This window comes from Cypionkella sp. (assembly GCF_036782355.1).
Classification (GTDB): Bacteria; Pseudomonadota; Alphaproteobacteria; order Rhodobacterales; family Rhodobacteraceae; genus Cypionkella.
Map to the genome: position 1 here is coordinate 24,678 of NZ_DAIPZF010000019.1, position 18,302 is coordinate 42,979.

At 59.6% G+C, this 18,302-nt stretch carries 18 protein-coding genes; 5 read left to right on the forward strand and 13 right to left on the reverse strand.

Annotated features, from left to right (window positions below):
- Window positions 1-5: 5 nt before the first annotated feature.
- The 13 genes from lpxB to pyrH form a co-directional block, all read right to left on the reverse strand.
- Entirely contained in the window at window positions 6-1,136 is a 1,131-nt protein-coding gene (gene lpxB / locus V7Q10_RS09085) for a lipid-A-disaccharide synthase (protein WP_333868764.1), read from the reverse strand.
- Window positions 1,124-1,918 (reverse strand): LpxI family protein, encoded by a 795-nt coding sequence (locus V7Q10_RS09090; RefSeq protein ID WP_333868765.1) that lies wholly within the window; start codon window positions 1,916-1,918, stop codon window positions 1,124-1,126. Before V7Q10_RS09090 ends, lpxB begins: the two co-directional genes overlap by 13 nt.
- On the reverse strand, window positions 1,915-2,712 hold the full coding sequence (lpxA, locus tag V7Q10_RS09095) for an acyl-ACP--UDP-N-acetylglucosamine O-acyltransferase (RefSeq protein ID WP_333868766.1): 798 nt from the start codon (window positions 2,710-2,712) through the stop codon (window positions 1,915-1,917). The genes V7Q10_RS09090 and lpxA overlap by 4 nt, the downstream gene beginning before the upstream one ends.
- A 2-nt stretch (window positions 2,713-2,714) precedes the next feature.
- On the reverse strand, window positions 2,715-3,182 hold the full coding sequence (gene fabZ, locus V7Q10_RS09100) for a 3-hydroxyacyl-ACP dehydratase FabZ (RefSeq protein WP_333868767.1): 468 nt from the start codon (window positions 3,180-3,182) through the stop codon (window positions 2,715-2,717).
- A gap of 79 nt (window positions 3,183-3,261) precedes the next feature.
- A complete protein-coding gene (locus V7Q10_RS09105; protein WP_333868768.1) occupies window positions 3,262-3,822 on the reverse strand; it encodes an OmpH family outer membrane protein in 561 nt (186 codons plus the stop codon).
- Complete coding sequence (gene bamA / locus V7Q10_RS09110) at window positions 3,822-6,149, reverse strand: outer membrane protein assembly factor BamA (RefSeq protein ID WP_333868769.1); 2,328 nt, start codon at window positions 6,147-6,149, stop codon at window positions 3,822-3,824. The genes V7Q10_RS09105 and bamA overlap by 1 nt, the downstream gene beginning before the upstream one ends.
- Window positions 6,150-6,265: 116 nt before the next feature.
- Complete coding sequence (locus tag V7Q10_RS09115; protein WP_333868770.1) at window positions 6,266-6,403, reverse strand: hypothetical protein; 138 nt, start codon at window positions 6,401-6,403, stop codon at window positions 6,266-6,268.
- A gap of 76 nt (window positions 6,404-6,479) precedes the next feature.
- Window positions 6,480-7,811: an RIP metalloprotease RseP gene (gene rseP / locus V7Q10_RS09120; RefSeq protein WP_442885851.1), complete on the reverse strand. Its 1,332-nt coding sequence runs from the start codon at window positions 7,809-7,811 to the stop codon at window positions 6,480-6,482.
- Window positions 7,812-7,821: 10 nt separating this feature from the next.
- Window positions 7,822-9,000 carry a 1-deoxy-D-xylulose-5-phosphate reductoisomerase gene (gene dxr, locus V7Q10_RS09125; RefSeq protein ID WP_333868772.1) on the reverse strand — a complete coding sequence of 393 codons (1,179 nt, stop codon included), beginning with the start codon at window positions 8,998-9,000 and terminating at the stop codon, window positions 7,822-7,824.
- A gap of 2 nt (window positions 9,001-9,002) precedes the next feature.
- Window positions 9,003-9,794 carry a phosphatidate cytidylyltransferase gene (locus tag V7Q10_RS09130; RefSeq protein ID WP_333868773.1) on the reverse strand — a complete coding sequence of 264 codons (792 nt, stop codon included), beginning with the start codon at window positions 9,792-9,794 and terminating at the stop codon, window positions 9,003-9,005.
- Window positions 9,791-10,531, reverse strand: a complete 741-nt coding sequence (gene uppS / locus V7Q10_RS09135) for a polyprenyl diphosphate synthase (protein WP_333868774.1) — start codon at window positions 10,529-10,531, stop codon at window positions 9,791-9,793. Before uppS ends, V7Q10_RS09130 begins: the two co-directional genes overlap by 4 nt.
- 70 nt (window positions 10,532-10,601) lie before the next feature.
- The gene (gene frr, locus V7Q10_RS09140; protein ID WP_333868775.1) at window positions 10,602-11,165 is read right to left on the reverse strand and encodes a ribosome recycling factor; all 564 of its coding nucleotides are present in this window, start codon (window positions 11,163-11,165) and stop codon (window positions 10,602-10,604) included.
- Window positions 11,166-11,263: 98 nt separating this feature from the next.
- Complete coding sequence (gene pyrH, locus V7Q10_RS09145) at window positions 11,264-11,995, reverse strand: UMP kinase (RefSeq protein ID WP_333868776.1); 732 nt, start codon at window positions 11,993-11,995, stop codon at window positions 11,264-11,266.
- Window positions 11,996-12,190: 195 nt separating this feature from the next.
- On the opposite strand from pyrH, the gene miaA reads away from it, so the two are divergent.
- The 5 genes from miaA to V7Q10_RS09170 all read left to right on the forward strand — a co-directional run bounded on the left by miaA (window position 12,191) and on the right by V7Q10_RS09170 (window position 18,281).
- Window positions 12,191-13,054 carry a tRNA (adenosine(37)-N6)-dimethylallyltransferase MiaA gene (gene miaA, locus V7Q10_RS09150; protein WP_333868777.1) on the forward strand — a complete coding sequence of 288 codons (864 nt, stop codon included), beginning with the start codon at window positions 12,191-12,193 and terminating at the stop codon, window positions 13,052-13,054.
- A 99-nt stretch (window positions 13,055-13,153) separates the two neighbouring features.
- Complete coding sequence (locus V7Q10_RS09155) at window positions 13,154-13,948, forward strand: helix-turn-helix transcriptional regulator (protein ID WP_333868778.1); 795 nt, start codon at window positions 13,154-13,156, stop codon at window positions 13,946-13,948.
- A 322-nt stretch (window positions 13,949-14,270) separates the two neighbouring features.
- On the forward strand, window positions 14,271-15,908 hold the full coding sequence (locus V7Q10_RS09160; protein ID WP_333868779.1) for an ABC transporter substrate-binding protein: 1,638 nt from the start codon (window positions 14,271-14,273) through the stop codon (window positions 15,906-15,908).
- 112 nt (window positions 15,909-16,020) lie between these two features.
- A complete protein-coding gene (locus V7Q10_RS09165) occupies window positions 16,021-17,106 on the forward strand; it encodes an ABC transporter permease (protein ID WP_333868780.1) in 1,086 nt (361 codons plus the stop codon).
- An 8-nt stretch (window positions 17,107-17,114) separates the two neighbouring features.
- Entirely contained in the window at window positions 17,115-18,281 is a 1,167-nt protein-coding gene (locus tag V7Q10_RS09170; protein ID WP_333868781.1) for an ABC transporter permease, read from the forward strand.
- Window positions 18,282-18,302: the final 21 nt, after the last annotated feature.

Genomic DNA, 18,302 nt, shown 5'->3' on the forward strand with positions numbered 1-18,302 from the left:
TTCGCTCAGATTTTCAGAAAATCCAGCACAGATTGTGCCGCCCGCAGGCCGGGCGCTAAGCCGCCCTGCCCCAGCCGCTGCATCGTCAGCGCCATCGCCGCCTGCTGATCCCCCGCCCCCTGCAACAGCGCCAAGACCGCAGGGGCAATCAGATCAGCGCGGCAATTGGCGCCGATAAATTCGGGCACCACGCGGGTTTCCGAAACCAGATTGACCAGCGTGACGGTATCAATCAAAGCCGCGCGCCGCATCAGCCAGAGCGTGAGCGGGTGCATGTCATAGGCGATCACCATCGGGCAGCCATTGGCCGCAAGTTCCAGCGAAACAGTGCCAGAGGCCGCAATCGCCACATCTGCCGCCGCAAAGGCTGCACGTTTCAGCGCGGGGTCTTGGATGATCTGCGGCACAATCGGCCAGTCGCGCGACAGATCGGTCACCAGATCGGCCACGCCGCGCACTGTCGGCAAGGCCACCCGCGCCGCAGGGTAAACCACCTTTATCTGCGCCAGAACCTCCGCGATGACAGGCGCCAGCCGCGTAACCTCGCCGCGCCGCGATCCGGGCAGCGCCAAGATCAAAGGCGCCTCGCCCGCCATAAGCGCCCGCTCTTCCGGCGTTGCCAAGGCTTCGGCCACCACCGGATGGCCGACAAAATCGCAACTCATCCCCGCCGCGCGCATCAAGGGCGGCTCGAAGGGCAAAAGCGCCAGCACATGGTCGATCACTCGCGCCATCTTGCCCGCGCGTTTGGGCCGCCACGCCCAGACCGAGGGGGCGACATAATGCACCGTCGGCAGATCAGGGCGCTGCGCCTTGACGCGCTTGGCCACACGCAGGCAGAAATCGGGGCTGTCGATGCTGATCATCACGCTTGGGCCTGCGGCCAGCGCCGCCTCGGCGGTCTGGGCAATGCGGCGTTTCAGCTGGCGATATTTCGGTAGCACCTCGGCAATGCCCATCACCGACAGCTCTTCCATCGGAAATAGGCTCTGCAGCCCCTGCGCCTGCATCAAGGCGCCGCCGACCCCGCTGAACACCACATCGGCATGCAAAGCCCGCAGGCCCGCCATCAGGGCCGCGCCCAAACGGTCGCCCGAAGGCTCGCCCGCTATTAGAAAGACCCTTAGCGCGCCCATAACAGCAGGCCGTGCTGAACTGCGCGCGCCTGCATTTCGGGCAGATCAAGGCAGATCACCGAGCCCGCCTGAAAGCATAGCCCCGAAAGACCAGCGGCGGCCACCGCGTCAACCGTCGCAGGGCCAAGCGTCGGCAGATCAATCCGGCGGTCTTGCGCGGTCTTGGCGGTCTTGTAAAACAGCCCGCCCTTTGGCCGCAACGCCTGCGGCAGGCCCGCCACGACGGCCAGCATCGCATCGGTGCCGCCCAGCGTCTCGACGCCCAAACAGAGGCCCTGCGCCACCACAGCGCCTTGGCCGACATCCACCGCCCCCAAGGCCGCGACAATGCTTGCCGCGCGCGCAGCATCGGCCTCGTCTTGCGCGGTAATCTGCCCCGCCAGCACCGCAGCACTTGGCAAAAGATCGCGGGCTATGGTTTCAACACCCACCACGGCAAAGCCGAAATCCTCAAAGATCGCAATCACTTCGCGTAAGGTGGCGTCATCGCCTGACGCCATCGCCGCCATCAGCCGTGGCACCATCTGTGCGGTTTGCGGGTCAAACAACGCAGGGTCCAGACGCGGGCGCTGCACGGCACCGGCAAAGATCACCTCTGTCACGCCAAGATCTTCCAGCTTGCGCAAAAACAGCGCCAGCCTTTCAACCCGAAACACCAGATCCACCGCCAGACCTTCTGGTGCAAAGCCATCAAGCGCGCAAATCACCGGAGCCTGCGGCAGCGCCGCGACCAAGGCTGCCGGCAAAGCGCCACGCCCCGCGATGATGGCAAGCCGGCTCATTTCGGCGTCAGGAACGAACGGTCCGAGGCAGAGAGCACGAAATCGGTCATCTCGCGCACATAGTCGCTCTCAGTTTCTTCGGAAAGCTTGCGGGCGCGGTCCAGAAAAGACCCCTCGCCCTGCGCCAGCATCTGAAAGGCCGCGCGCATCGCGGTGATATCGCTCCGATCAACGCCGCGACGTTTCAGCCCGACAAGGTTCAGCCCGTCCAACACCCCGCGCGGGCCCTGCACCAGCCCAAAGGGCAGCACATCATTGGTCACCATCGTCACCGCGCCAATGATGGCGCCGCGCCCAATGCGGACAAATTGGTGAATTCCCGACAGCCCGCCAATAATGACATCATCGCCAATCTGACAATGCCCCGCAATCGCAACCTGATTGGCCAAGATCACCCGATCGCCCAAGACCGCATCATGGCCGACATGCGCGCCAGTCATCAGCAGACAATCATCGCCCACCCGCGTGACACCACCACCGCCAGCCGTGCCAGTGTTCAGCGTCGCCCCTTCGCGGATGCGGCAGCGCGCGCCCACGATCAGCCGCGTGCGCTCGCCAGCATATTTCAGATCTTGCGGCACCTCGCCCACGCAGGCGAAGGGGAAAATCACCGTGCCCGCACCGATCTCGGTCCAGCCGGTGACAACCGCATGCGATTTCACCTCGACCCCCTCGGCCAAGCGAACCTCGGGGCCGATCAGCACAAAAGGGCCAATCTGGCAGCCAGCGCCAATCACAGCGCCTGGCTCGACCACGGCCGAAGGATGAATCCGTGCCTGCACCGAAATGCTCATGCTCAGGCCTTCGGAACGTCGAACATGGCCATGAACTCGGCCTCGCAGGCCAATTCGCCATCAACCAGCGCGCGACCAGCAAATTTCCAAACCCGACCGCCACCGCGCAGCGCGGTGACATGCAGCTCCATCACATCGCCCGGCACGACTTTGCGGCGAAACTTCACCGCATCAACGCCCATAAAGAAAACATTGGCTTGCTTGTCGACCAAGTCCATCGACAGCCCGACCAAAATCCCCGAGGTCTGCGCCATCGCCTCGATAATCATCACCCCCGGAAACACTGGCATGCCGGGAAAATGGCCCTGAAACTGCGGCTCGTTAAAGGTGACATTCTTGATACCAACGCAGGACTTATTGATATGAATGTCGCGCACCTTGTCCACCAACAAGAACGGATAGCGATGCGGGATGATCCGTTGGATCAGCGAGATATCTGCCTCGAGCGGCGGTGCAAGCGTGTCAGTCATGAAGTCTCCGGTCGATAAGGCTTTATAGTCAGTAAGCCTAGCTAACGAAAAGTCGCGACCAAAACAAGCCGCTGACCGCTTAGGGTTTAACCGCCTCGGGGCCTTGGCCAAGCTGGCTGTCAATGCGCGCGATCACCGCTTGTGTGATGTCAATCGAGCCCAGCGATACGATGATACTGGCCTTATCCAGCACCGCCACAGCGCCACGTTCGACCATGTAATCGCCAATGATCGGCCCGATTGAGCGGAAAAACACCTGCCGCCGCGCGTCGCGGGCCTGCGAGACCGCTTGCGATTTGGCCTCTTGCGCTTTGCGTAGCCCATTGGCCTTTTCGTCAAAGGCCTCTGCCAGCGGGCGGAAGGTCTCGGGGCTCATGGTGGCGCGCTGATCGGTCAAAGCCCGCTCTTCTGCCTCTAGGGCGGCATCAATCTTGCGATTCTCGGCCAGCAAAGCCGCAGCTTCGGCGTCAAACTGCGCTTGCACGGCTTGGCCGTAGAGCGTGCCGGCAAACAGCTGCTCTTGATCCAGCGTCACAATCGCCACCGGCGGCACCGAAGCCGCCTCGGGCGTCTGGGCCGCCAAAATCAGCGGCCAAGCCGAAAGCCCCAAGGCCAGCGCAATGCCCGCCAGCCTGCGCATCAGAACGAGGTCTGGATGGTAAGGTCGAACTTTTGCTCTTTGTCGTAGGTTTCTTTCTTGATCGCCTTGGTAAAGTTAAACCGCAACGGCCCAACCGGCGTATCCCAAAGCAACGATGCCCCAACGACCGAGCGCAGATGCGCCGAATCTGTCGCCCCTGCCGCGCCATTGCCTGAACCCCAGACCGAGCCCATGTCAAAGAAAGCGCCGCCCTTCATGCCGTATTCTTCGGGCAGACCCAGCGGGAAATCGGCCTCAAGCCGCACCACCGCAAATTTGTTCCCCCCCAAAGCATCCAGATTGCTCGAGCCAAGATCCCTTGGCCCAAAGCCATTGCCCTCAAAACCGCGGATCTTACCCGCGCCAAAGAACCGGTCGGTCACCCGCGTTGTCGAATTGCCATAGCTGTTGATCATGCCGCCTTCAAAAATCGCGCGCACCGCAAGCTCTTCTTTGAAGATCTTGGTCTCGGCCACAGCCAAAGCATTGGTTTCAACGTATTTCACATCGCCACCAAACCCAAGGAAATCTTGGCCGAAACGCAGCAACGTATAGCTGGTTGGGCTGATGCCGCTTAGACGGCTGTCAAAGCTAAAGGTATAGCCCAAACCGCTGCCCAATTTGCCGCCCTGCTCGGCGCTTAATGCCGTCGAGCCCGGATTTATATTGCTGATCGTGTCTTGAAACAGCTTGTAGCGCAGCTCAAGCCGCGAGCGCTCGGCCACCGGAAACTCGAGAGCAGGGATGAACGAGATCTTCTGAGTGTCGTAATAAGCGTTGTCGTTGTTGGTGGTGTTATAGCCTGCGTTCAGCTTGAACTTCAGATCGCGGCCCAAAAGCGCGGGCTCGACAAAGGAGATGCTGGAATCCACCGTGCTGGTGCCGCTTGAGATATTCAGCGCAAGACCTTGGCCACGGCCCAGGAAATTGCTTTCAGAAAAGCCAAAGTTCAGACCCACGCCCGAGCTGGTGCCATAGCTTACGCCAAAGCTGATCGAGCCTGTCGGCTTTTCGATCACATCGACATTCACGATCACCTGATCGGCATTCGAGCCAGGCTTGGTGTCAACCGCTGCATCCTCAAAGAAGCCCAGATTGCGGATCCGCTCGGCCGCCTGTTTGATTTCGCGCGGGTTAAAGGCATCGCCTTCCGAGGTGCGGAACTGGCGCCGCACAACCTGATCCAAAGTTGTGGTATTGCCTTCGATATCAATACGTTCAACAAAAACCTTATCGGCACGCAGGATCACATATTCCACATCCAGCGTCTGATCGCGGTCATTGCGCACCAGACGCGGCTCGATGCGGACAAAATTCAGACCCTTGCGCACCGCAAGGTTTTCCATCCGCGTGATGTTATTATCGATAATCACTGGCGAATAGATCGCCCCAGTACGGCCCCGCTGCACGGCGGCAAAATCGGCAGCATCCACGCCTTCAATTGCCGAAACCGTGCTAATCTTGCCAATGCTAAAGACTTTCCCTTCGCGCAGCGTATAGGTGACGAAGGTCGCATCGCGCTCGCGCGAAAGTTGGCCCTGCGCATCCAGAACCTGCACATCAATATAGCCGCGCGACAGGTAGAAATCGCGCAGCGTTTGCTTATCTGCCTCCAGCCGCTCGGGAATGAATGTGTCAGATTTGATCAACTGGCGCAAAAAGCCCGCCTGTTTGGTCTGCAACACTTGCCGCAAGCGCCGATCACTAAAGGCGCGATTGCCAACGATCGAGATCTTCTCGTTTTCAACCACCTTGCCTTCGGTGATATTGAACACCAGATCGACGCGGTTGTTCGAGCGGCGGATGATTTTCGGATCCACCGAGGCCGCCAAACGGCCCTGCACGCGGTAGGCTTCGGCGATCGAGGCCGCATCGGTTTCGGCTTGGGCGGGCGAATAGACCAGCCGCTCTTTCGATTTGATGATCTCGGTCAGCTTATCGTCTTTGATCCGCTTGTTGCCCTGAAAATCGACGATATTGATCGTCGGATATTCGACAACTTTAATCACTAAAGTGCCACCACTGGGCTGCAATTCGACGCTCTCAAACAGACCCGATGCCACAATGCGCTGATAAGCGTCATTCAAATCGCCCGCAGAGATGCTCGCGCCGCGCGTGATTCCCGCATAAGACAGGATGGTTGCGGCATCAACAAAGCTATTGCCTTCGATTTTCACCGCAGCAAAACTGTAGCTTTGCGCCACCGCCTGCGTCAAGAACGGCGCCGAAACCATTGCAGATGAAAGAAGAACAGCCACCAAGGCCGGTCTGACGCGCCGAAAGGATGTGGCAAGACCAGTTGTCTTTGCGCCTGACGTTGCCAGCATGATGAGCCCCCGATTGCACTATATTATGTGCATCTGGTTAACCGCAGACGCAAGCAATGTCAAAAGGCTGGCAAAATCTTTGCGGCCTTTCCTACACGCTTTGGCCATGTCACCCGTTAGGGCGCAAGCAGCCCCTGCCCCAGAAAGGCGCCCGCCAAAAGCCCCAAGGCCACGGTGCCAATCGCCATAAGCCGATCAGAATTCAACCAGACCAACAATGACAGCCCCCGATAGCCGTTCGCGCCCCGCTGCATAGCCCTGCTCCTTAAGCAATCTCGCACCAACCAAGCGGAAATTAGCCAAGGATTACGGCAGCACTATGGCCAAATCTCAGCCGCACAGAATGTCATTGGACAGCGCAAACACCATAAAGCTTAGAACAATCGCCAGCCCCGCCGTCATCAGCACCCGCAAAAACCGCTCCGAGGGCGGCTTTCCCGTTACCGCTTCAAAAGCATAGAACATCAAATGCCCACCATCCAAAACCGGAATGGGGAACAAGTTCAACAGACCAATGCCCAGCGACAGGCCCGCGACCATCATCATAAAGGTCTCGATCCCAGATTTTGCCGCATCGCCCGCAATTTTCGCCATGCCAATCGCACCCGACAAGCCGCAAGAGCTGATCTTGCCCACCGCCATGCTGTAAAGCGAAACGCCGGTCATCTTGACGCCGTACCACGCCTGATTGACAGCCGTCGTCAGCGGCTCAAACCCGTGCAGCGACCGCATTTGCGGCTCGAACAGCAGCCCGTTTGACAGGCCAATCACATAGCGGGTCTCAAAGCTCAGGTCATTTTTGGGCAGGTCTTGCAGCTTGGGCGTCAGCTGAAACTCCATCACGCGACCCTCGCGCCACAGCTGGATGTTCACCGGCGCACCGCCCTTGCCCGAGATCAACGGGATCATATCGTTAAAGCGGTAGACCTGCGTACCATCAACCGAAAGCACCACATCTCCTGGCCGAATATCGGCATCAAAGGCAGGCGAGCGCAGCGAGACGCCACCCACAAGCGCTGGCAGCGGATGCGGGCCCTGAACATCCATCTCGGCCCCTTCGCGGCGAATGTGATAGGTCACGGCAGGCGCAGCTGCAATCGCATCGGCCACAGCCCCATAGGCGGCAAAATCGGGCGTTGCCGCCCCATTGATCGCCAGAATCTCGTCGCCAACCTGAAGGCTTGGCCCGTCAAAGGGAAAGGGGCGCAGCGCGCCGACCACGGGCTTGTCTTCCGGCACGCCCGAAGCCATCGCCATAACCGCATAAACCGCAATCGCCAGAATAAAGTTGAAAATCGGCCCCGCCGCGACCGTAGCCGTGCGCGCCCAAAGCGGCGCGCCATACATGGTGCGCCTGCGTTGGTCTTGGCTTAGACTGCCCAAAGCCGCGCTGTCAGGCGCCGAGGCCGCGTCCTTGTCGCCCAGAAACTTGACATAGCCGCCCAAGGGGATCGCCGCGATTTGCCAGCGGGTGCCGCGCTTATCAACCCGCGCATAGATCACCGGCCCAAAGCCAAGGCTGAACACTTCGGCATGGATACCCGACCAGCGGCCGACGATGTAATGGCCGTATTCATGGATCGCCACGATCACACTTAGGGCAATCAGAAAAAACACGGTCGCCCAAACAGCGTTGCCGGTGCTGGCGATCAAGGCATTCATATCCACGCGGCTATTTCCTTAGGGTTGCGGCGGCTTCTGCCGCCCTTATCCGTGCCAAATGGTCAGCCGCCAGCACATCGTCAAGCGTTGATGCCGCAGATGTCAGCGCAATTTCGCCCGCCAGCCGCGATAATGTCGCCTCGACCACTGCTGCCATCTGCATAAAGCCCAAAGATCCTGCGATAAAATGATCCAGCGCCACCTCTTTGGCGGCGTTGAACACCGCCCCCGACAGACCGCGCAGCGCCATCACCTCGCGCGCCAGCCGCAAGGCCGGAAAGCGGTTCAGATCGGGCGCACGAAAGGTCAAAGCGCCCAAAGCCGCCAGATCCAGCCGCGCCACCGGCAGGGATTGGCGCTGCGGCCAGTTCAACGCATAACCGATCGGGTGGCGCATATCCGGCGCGCCCAAATGCGCCATCACCGCGCCATCGCGAAAGCCCACCATCGAATGGATGATCGATTCGGGGTGAATAATCACCTCGATCTTGTCAGGCTCAATCTCGAAAAACTCGCGTGTTTCAATGACTTCCAGCGCTTTGTTGAACATCGAGGCCGAATCAATCGTGATCCTTGCCCCCATCGACCAATTCGGATGCGCCAAAGCCTCGGCCATGGTGGCACTGGCCAAACGGTCCAGCGGCCAATCGCGCAGCGCCCCGCCCGAGGCCGTCAGGATAATGCGCTCGACCGCCGCCATATCCTCGCCCACCAGCGCTTGAAAGATCGCCGAATGTTCGCTGTCGACCGGCAGGATCGTCGCCTCGCAGCGCGCGGCCTCGGCCATCAGCAATTGGCCTGCGGTGACAAGGGTTTCCTTATTGGCAAGCGCCAGCTTGCCGCCATGGCGCAGAGCGCGAAACCCCGGCGTCAGGCCAGCCGCGCCCACAATCGCGCTCATCACCCAATCGGCGGGTCGGTCGGCAGCCTCGGCAATCGCGGTGGTGCCTGCGGCGCATTCGATGCCGGTGCCCGCAAGCGCTTCGCGCAGCGCGGGCAAGCGCGCCTCATCGGCCGTCACCGCCACCTCGGCGCGCAGCGCCTGCGCCATCTCGGCCAGACGCACCACATTTTGCCCGCCAGTCAGCGCCACACAGCGATAGGCCTCTGGCCCACCATCGCGCATCAACAGATCAAAAGTGCTTTCGCCAATCGACCCTGTTGCCCCAAACACCGAAACCGAGCGCATGGTCAGACCCCAACCGGCAAAGCGGAAAGATATTGCAAAATCAGAACGATAACCATCGCAGCCGTCAGCGCATCAAACCGGTCCATCAAGCCGCCATGACCGGGAATAAGCTGCGAGCTGTCCTTGACCCCAGTGCGCCGCTTGATCCAGCTTTCGCCCACATCGCCCATCTGCCCCGCAAAGGCAATCAGCGGCGAAAGCAGCACCAAAGGCCAAGTGCCATGCCCCATCAGCACAAAGCCCAAGCCCACCAAAGCCGCACCGATCCAGCCCGCAACAGTGCCAGACCAAGTCTTTTTCGGGCTGATCGCAGGCCAAAACTTTGGCCCCCCCAGAATGCGCCCGGCAAAATAGCCCATCACATCAGATGCAATCACCACGCCCAACAACCACAATATCGCCGGCGTGCCCGCCTCGTCGCGCAGCACAAACAGCCCATGCCCCGAGATCATGATCGCGGCTGCAATCGCGGCAGATGGCAGCGCATAAAGTCTTGGGGTGACAGCAACCGCCAAAATCACCCAAGGAAACAGCAAAAACGCCGACATCGACGGCCAGCCCTCATCCGCAATCAAGCTCAGCGCCGCCAGAACCGCGATTGCAAGCGAGATTTTCGGGCTTTTGGGGGCTGTTATCGTGGTCAACTCCCAAATCATCAGCGCAGTGGCCAAAGTCACCAACAGCAGAAATGAGAGACCACCAAGCCAGATTTCCACCGCGCCAAGCGCCACCATCGCAATAGCTGAAAGCACCCTTGGGCGCAGATCGGCCCAGCGGTCTGATGGTGTTGTCATGCCGTTATTACCCCGCCAAATCGCCGTTCTCGGTTGCCAAATCGTGACAGGATTTCATCCAGCTCGGCTGGGGTAAAATCGGGCCAAAGTGTTTGGGTGAATTCATATTCTGCATAGGCCGCCTGCCACGGCAAAAAGTTCGAGGTCCGCGTCTCGCCACTGGTGCGTATCACCAGATCGGGGTCGGGCAGATCATGCGTGTCAAGCCTTGCCGAAAGCATTGCCTCGTCGATCGCGTCCGCGGCAATCTTGCCTAAGGTGACATCTTGCGCAATCTGCTTCAGCGCGCGCAAAATCTCATCGCGGCCGCCATAGTTGATCGCAACAGTCAGATTAAGGCGGGTAAAGCCAGCGGTGCGCGCCTCTATTCCGGCCATCAACCGTTGCAGCTTTGGGTCCAAGCGGCTGCGGTCACCAATAAAGCGCATGCGCACGCCCTCGGCCGCCAACCGATCGGCCTCGCGTTCGATATAGCGCGCAAAGATCCGCATCAGCCCCAGCACTTCCTCGGTAGATCGTTTCCAGTTTTCGGTGGAAAAGGCATAGATCGTCAGCCATTTGATGCCAAGATCGGGTGCCGAGCGAACGATTTCCTTGACCCGCTCGGCCCCCTTGCGATGCCCAACCAGCCGCGGCCAGCCGCGATTGGTGGCCCAGCGGCCATTGCCATCCATGATGATGGCAACATGGTCAGCCTGTCGCAGCGGCTTTGCTGCCGACGCCTTCTCTGAGCCCACGCTCTACCCCATCACCACGCCCAAAATGGGCAAACCCCTATGACCAACACATAAAATCCTTTCGAAAGGATTAAACCTGCATAATTTCGGCTTGCTTGACTTCAAGCGCCTTATCAACGGCGGCAATCGCCTTATCGGTCAGCTCTTGCACCTCGTCAGACCACATTTTCTGGTCGTCCTCGCCCATGCCGGCGGATTTGGCTTTTTTGATCTGATCCATGCCATCGCGGCGCACGTTGCGGATCGCGACTTTGGTGTTTTCGGCGTAACCTGCGGCAACCTTGGTCAGTTGCTTGCGGCGCTCTTCGTTCAGCTCGGGGATCGGCAGGCGGATCAAGGGGCCATCGGTGACAGGATTGATGCCGATACCGCTTTCGCGGATCGCCTTTTCAACCTTTCCGATCATCGCCTTATCCCAGACGTTGATCACCACCATGCGCGGCTCGGGCACGTTGACGGTGCCAAGCTGGTTGATCGGGGTCATGGTGCCATAAGCATCAACCTGAATAGGTTCCAAGATTGAGGCCGAAGCCCGCCCGGTGCGCAGGCTGCCAAATTCGGTTTTCAGCGCATTCATCGCACCATCCATCCGGCGTTGGATGGCATCAAGATCAATTTCAAGATCGTCGGACATGCAGTCTTCCTTACGTCTGGGCCGCAGATGAGGCGCGGCTTCTTTTAAATCTATATCAGCAAGCAGGCGGGCAGGTATAGCCCTTGTGGCACCAAGCCCTAGCCCTGAACGCGGGTGTAAGTGCCCTCTCCGGCCAAAATCCCGCGGAAACCACCCGGTTCATCCAGGCTGAACACGATGATCGGCAGATCATTGTCGCGCGCCAAAGCGATAGCGCTGGCATCCATAACACCCAGATGTTTTTGCAAGACCTCGTCAAAGGTGACGGTGTCATAGCGTTTGGCATCGGCGTGTTTTTTGGGGTCTTTGTCGTAGACACCGTCGACCTTGGTGCCTTTGAAGATCGCCTCGCAGGCCATTTCATTGGCGCGTAGGGTCGCTGCGGTGTCGGTGGTGAAATAGGGATTGCCGGTGCCGGCTGCAAAAATCACCACGCGCTTTTTTTCCAGATGCCGCACGGCGCGGCGGCGGATGTAGGGTTCGCAGACCTGATCCATCGGGATGGCGCTGATCACGCGGGTAAAGACGCCAAGGGATTCGAGGGCGGCTTGCATCCCCAGCGCGTTCATCACCGTGGCAAGCATGCCCATATAATCTGCGGTGGTGCGCTCCATGCCCTGGGCGGCACCTGCAAGGCCGCGAAAGATATTGCCGCCGCCGATCACCATGCAGATCTCGACCCCCAAATCATGCACCGATTTCACTTCCTCGGCGATGCGCTGCACGGTTGGCGGATGCAGGCCATAGCCTTGGTCGCCCATCAGCGCCTCGCCCGAGATTTTCAGCATAACCCGCTTGTAGGTCACTTTTGCTTCGCCCGCATTGCGCATGGGTCTACCTTTGTGTTCGATGATGAATTGACTGCCGCGCAAAATGTCGCAAAACGGGGGCAGATTCAACGGCTAAGCGACCAAGGGCGCGGTTTTCCTGAAAGCGGGCTTGGGGGTTTCACACCCCCAACGCGCTTTGCCTAAGGCAAAGCGCTGCCCCCGTGGGATATTTGGGCCAAGATGAAAGAGGATCACATGTCAGCGATCACAGCAATTTCGCGCGAGGCGCCGGTGTTGATTGCCGGTCCCACCGCCAGTGGCAAATCAGCTTTGGCGATGGAGCTGGCTGCGCGCGATGGCAGGGTGGTGATCAATGCCGATGCTTTGCAGATCTATGGCTGTTGGCGGGTGTTGAGCGCGCGGCCTTCGCGGGCTGATGAGGCGGCGGTGCCGCATGCGCTTTATGGCCATGTCGGGCAAGATGAGCCCTATTCGGTGGGGCATTGGCTGCGCGAGGTGGCGGGATTTCTGGCACGGCCGGTGGTAATTGTGGGGGGGACGGGGCTGTATTTTTCAGCGCTGACCGAAGGTTTGGCCGAGATCCCCGTCACAGCCCCCGCTCTGCGGGCGCGGGCAGACGCGCGGCGAGCAGCAGAGGGGTTTGCCGCCCTTTTGGCGGAGCTTGATCCCGCGACGGCTGCGCGGATTGATCGCAACAATCCGGCACGGGTGCAGCGGGCTTGGGAGGTGCAGGCGGCAACCGGGCGGGGTTTGGCGTCTTGGCAGGATCAAACCGGCCCCGCGCTTTTGCCGCGCGCGCAGGTTGAGGCGATTGTTCTGCGGCCGGATGTGGCATGGCTGGATGCGCGCATCAAGCGCCGCTTTGCGCAGATGCTGGAGCAGGGTGCATTGGACGAGGTGCGCGCGGCCCTGCCCGACTGGGACGCCAGCCGTGCTTGGGCCAAGGCGATTGGTGCGCCGGAATTGGTGGCGCATCTGCGCGGCGAAATCGACTTGGAGACGGCCGTGGATGCGGCCACTTTGGCCAGCCGGCAATACGCCAAACGCCAGCGGACCTGGCTGCGCTCGCGGATGCGGGAGTGGCGGGAAATCGCCTGAGACCTTGCTCGAAAGAGAGTGCGGGTCATGCTTTTTGGGTCTTGGGGTTTTGGGCAACCGTGGAATATGGTTAATCAAACGGTCATAAAAAGGTCTACAATGTCTGTCATCCCGCCCAGCAAGATCCGCCTTGTCGCCATGTCGCGGCTGGCTGCGGCTGGGCGCTGGCGGGTGGAGGCGATGCGGACGCTGTCAGAGCCCTGTTTGTTGTGGTTCACCAAGGGTCAGGGTCGCATTACCGTGGCGGGGGTCACACGCGGCTATACCGCCCACAATGCGATCTTTATTCCCGCAGGGGTGATGCACGGCTTTGAGGTCGGGCAGCAAGTCTTTGGCACAGCAGTCTTTTTCGGAAAAGACACTGATATAACCTTGCCGCAAGAGCCGCTGCATCTGCGCATCAGAGATGCCCATGCCCAGCAAGAGATCAACCTGACTTTGGATATGATCCAGCGCGAGATGGACAGCCTGAGCCCTGCGCATGAGCGGGCGGCGGGGCATCATCTGGGTCTGCTTGGGGTTTGGCTGGAGCGACAAAGTGCCAAGGTTTCGCTTGAGACCCCGCGACCGGATGCGGCGCGTCGTTTGGTGGCGCGCTATACCGCGCTGATGGAGCTGAACTTTCGCCGCGGCATTTCGGTGGGAGAATTGGCCTTTGAATTGGGCATCACCGCCACGCATCTGACGCGCTGTTGCCAAGAAAGTTGTGGGCGCTCGGCGATCGAGTTGCTGCAAGACCGCCGCATCTTTGAGGCGCGGCAATTGCTGTCGGAAACCAACATGCCAGTGGGAAAAATTGGCGAGAGCTTGGGGTTTACCTCGGCGGCCTATTTCACCCGCGCCTTTCAGCATCGCACCGGCATTTCGCCCTCGGCCTTTCGCCGCGGCCAATAACGGCCGATCTTGTTGCGATTCGCGGCAATCTATCCGCTGTAACGGAAAAAACGGGCGCAAAATGCTGCGTCTGAAAATTCTTCTGCTTGGCCGTTAAAGCCTTATCAGGCAGGCGCTGTCGCCGCCCAATGTCGCAAATGTTATGCTTTATGACGAATACAAGCGTTGACCTTCGGGTTTAAAAAGTGCCGAATGCGCTTCGTGAGGGTCGAATGTGTCGCACCCAAAGCCAAGAGGTTTTGCTTGCAAATCCAGCTTGGTTGCTGCGGCGCGGCGGGCTTGCACCCAAAAATCAAAGGCACAGCCTGACAGGGAGATACGAATGACTGATACCCGCATTACGGCGCATGACATTCATCCAGCGGCACGGATGCATGCTCAGGAAGTTCAGGATGGCAAACTCAGCCGTCGCGAATTCATGGCGCGCACCACCTCGCTTGGCGTTTCGGCAGCGGCGGCATATGGCCTGCTGGGTCTGAAAGCCCCTGCGATGGCGCAAGAGGCCAAAGTTGGCGGCGTGATGCGCTGCGCAATGGAAGTCAAAGCGATGAAAGATCCGCGCACGGCGGATTGGCCACAGATTGCCAACGTCTATCGTGGCTGGCTGGAATATCTGGTTCAGTATAACCCAGACGGCAGCTTTGAAGGCCGGCTTTTGGAAAGCTGGGACGTCAATGCTGACGCCACCGAATACACGCTGCATGTGCGCCCAGGCGTGACTTGGAACAACGGCGACGCCTTTACCGCAGATGACGTTGTGCGCATGTTCACCCGTTGGGGCGACGCTTCGGTTGAAGGCAATGCCATGGCATCGCGCTTCCCCGGCCTAACCGACGAGGCCACCAAGGCAATGCGCGAAGGCGCCGTTGTCAAAACCGACGATATGACCGTTGTGCTGAAGATGGCGATTTCGGATATCTCGGTGATCGCGTCGATCTCGGATTACCCGGCGGCTGTGGTCCATAGCTCTTATGTTGAAGGTTCTGATCCTGCCAGCAACCCAATCGGCACCGGCCCCTATGTGCCGCAAGAGATCATGGTTGGCCAAAAGGCCGTCTTGGTGCGCGCACCAAACCACAACTGGTGGGGCGGCACCTCGCCGCTGGACGAAATCCACTATATTGATTTCGGCACCGATCCATCGGCAATGATCAACCTTGCAGCTTCCGACGAGATCGACGTCAACTACGAGACCACCGGCGACTTTATCGGTCAGCTGGACGGTCTGGGTTGGAAGAAAATCGAAGCGGTGACGGCTGCGACCATCGTGATCCGGATGAACTCGACCAATGGCGATCTTTACAAGGATAAGGCGGTTCGTCAGGCGATCCAAAAGGCCGTCGATCCAAAGGTGATCTTGGAGCTTGGCTATAACGGTCTGGGCACTACGGCAGAAAACCACCATGTCTGCCCGATCCATCCAGAATACGCGCAGATCCCTGCGCAAGCTGTTGACGCCGCTGGGCTTATGCCTGCGCTGACCGCCGCTGGTCTGGCTGATACCGAGTTTGAAATCATCTCGCTGGATGACGGCTTTGAAGCCGCCTCGACCGATGCCGTGGCAGCCCAGCTGCGCGACGCCGGTGCCAAGATCAAGCGCACGGTGATGCCGGGATCGACCTTCTGGAACGATTGGCAGAAATATCCCTTCTCCTCCACCACATGGAACCACCGCCCTCTGGCTGTGCAGAACATGAACTATGCCTATACTTCGACAGGCTCGTGGAACGAGACCGGCATGTCCAACCCAGAGTTCGACGCAGGCATGCTCAAAGCGCTGTCCTTGGCGGATGCCGATGCGCGCCGCGAAGTCATGGTCTCGCTGGAAACCATCCTGCAAGACGAAGGCTATCTGATCCAGCCTTACTGGCGCTCGCTGTTCCGCCACGCCAAAGAAGGTGTGACGGTCGATATGCACCCATCGTTTGAGCATCACCACTACAAGTGGTCGATGGCGTAAACCAAAGCTGCCACGGGCGGGCCTTGCCGCCTGCCCGTGGCAACCATCCGACTGCATATAAAAATAAGCCTGCAGCGGCAGCCAATCGCATTGGCACAGAGGGGAACCATCGATGTTAAAGTTTTTGATCAGGCGCATCAGCGTCATGATTTTCACGGCACTTGTTTTGACATTCGTGGTCTTTTTCCTGACCAACCTGCCGCCAAACCTTGAAAAACTGGCCCGCTCCGAAGGCTCGGTCCGCATGACAGATGATGCGGTCGCAAGCTGGATCGTCGAGAATGGCCACGGCGGCCCGCTGCTGGGGCGCTATGCCGAATGGCTGGGCCTTGCGCCTGGCTGGACGCTGACCGACGAAAAAGGCGTGACCCGTGGCCGCTGCATTGATGTCTATGCCGAGGCAGGCTCTGCGCCGACCTTCTGCGGCATTTTGCAGGGCAATTGGGGGATTTCGACCTTTGCCAAGGAACCTGTCGGCGATGTGCTGGGCCGCTCTTTGGGCGCCACGGGCTGGCTGATGTTTTGGGTGATGATGGTGATGGTGCCCGCATCTTTGGTGATCGGCATCCTGTCGGGGATGCGCGAAGGCGCGCGCACCGACCGCGTGCTTTCAGTCTTTTCCATCGCCAGCACCGCCACCCCTGAATATGTCTCGGGCGTGATCTTGCTGGCGGTCTTTGCCTCGGTCAACGCAGGGCTTTCACCGCTGCTGCGCGATTGGGGCCTGCTTTCGGATCGCACCCTGTTTTATGGCACCGCCACTTCGGCGATGGATAAGATCACCTTTTGGAATTTCGCCCTGCCGGTGATGACCATCGCACTTTACGGCATTGGCTATATCTCGCGGATGACCCGTGCCTCGATGACCGAGGTGATGACCCAGCAATATATCCGCACCGCGCGGCTGAAAGGCGTGCGCTTTCGCGATGTGGTGCTGCGCCATGCCCTGCGCAACGCGCTGATCGCCCCCTTTACCGTGATCATGCTGCAATTCCCATGGCTGCTGAACGGCGTGGTGATCACCGAACTTCTGTTCAACTACAAAGGCTTCGGCTGGACCCTTGTGCAGGCCGCAGGCAATAATGACATTGATTTGCTGCTGGGCTGCTCGGTTGTTGCCGTCCTTGTCGTTCTGATCACCCAGCTGATTTCGGATATCGGCTATGTGTTCCTGAACCCCCGTATCCGGCTGGCATGAGGTAGATGATGCAAGACGCACTTTCCTGGGGCGGGATTATCCTGCGCATTCTGCAACAGTTCCTGCCGGTCTGGATCGCTCTGATCGCCACCTTCGCGCTCTCGCTGCGCTTCAAGCGCCACCTCGGCCTGTTTGGCAAATTGTTCGACAGCCCTGTCGGCATGATCGGGCTTGCGCTGGTGCTGTTTTGGGTCTTCACGGCGCTTTTCGCCAATATGATCATCACCATGGACCCGATCGGGCAATTTGGCCGCACCAAAAACCCGCTGCCCGGCCTGCCGCTGACAGGGGTTGATAACCCGCCCTACCCCTATTTCCTGCTTGGCGGCGATCATCTGGCCCGCGATGTGTTCTCGCGCATGGTAATGGGCGCGCGCGAGGTGCTGAAAATCGCCCCCTTCGCCACCGCCTTCGCCTTTATGGTCGGCGTCACTCTGGGCCTGCCTGCCGGTTATTTCGGTGGCAAGCTGGACACAGCACTCTCCTTTCTGGCCAACCTGGTGCTGGCCTTCCCGGTGATCTTGCTGTTCTACCTGCTGGTCACCCCCGAAATCCGCGACACCGGCATTCCGGTCTATCTCGCAGCCGTGCTGTTCATCTTTCCGGTGATCTTCACCTGCACCGTGCTGAACTCGCGCTTTCACACCGACCCGCCCAAACGCAACCTGATGATCGGCGTCACTTTGGTGATCGGGCTTTGGGCCTATTCCGGCCTTGCCTTCAACCTCGACCCGCTGGGGGTCTGGTCGATGGGGCCAAACCTGCTCAACGTCTTTGTCTCGGTGGTCTTTGTCAACGCGCCCACGGTGTTTCGCATCGTGCGCGGCCTGGTGCTCGATATCAAAGCCCGCGACTATGTCGCCGCCGGCCAAACCCGCGGCGAAAGCGCTTGGTATATCATGCTCTGGGAAATCCTGCCCAATGCCCGCGGCCCGCTGATCGTCGATTTCTGCCTGCGCATCGGCTATACCACCATCCTGCTTGGCACCCTTGGCTTCTTCGGCCTTGGCGTCACGCCAGAATCCCCCGACTGGGGCTCGACCATCAACGCCGGCCGCAAACTGCTGCTGCTCTACCCCCATGCCGCCATCGTGCCCGCCCTTGCCCTGATGAGCCTCGTGCTTGGCCTCAATCTTCTGGCAGATGGCCTGCGCGAAGAAAGCCTCAAAGACTGATGGCTTTCATCTTGGCCAAAA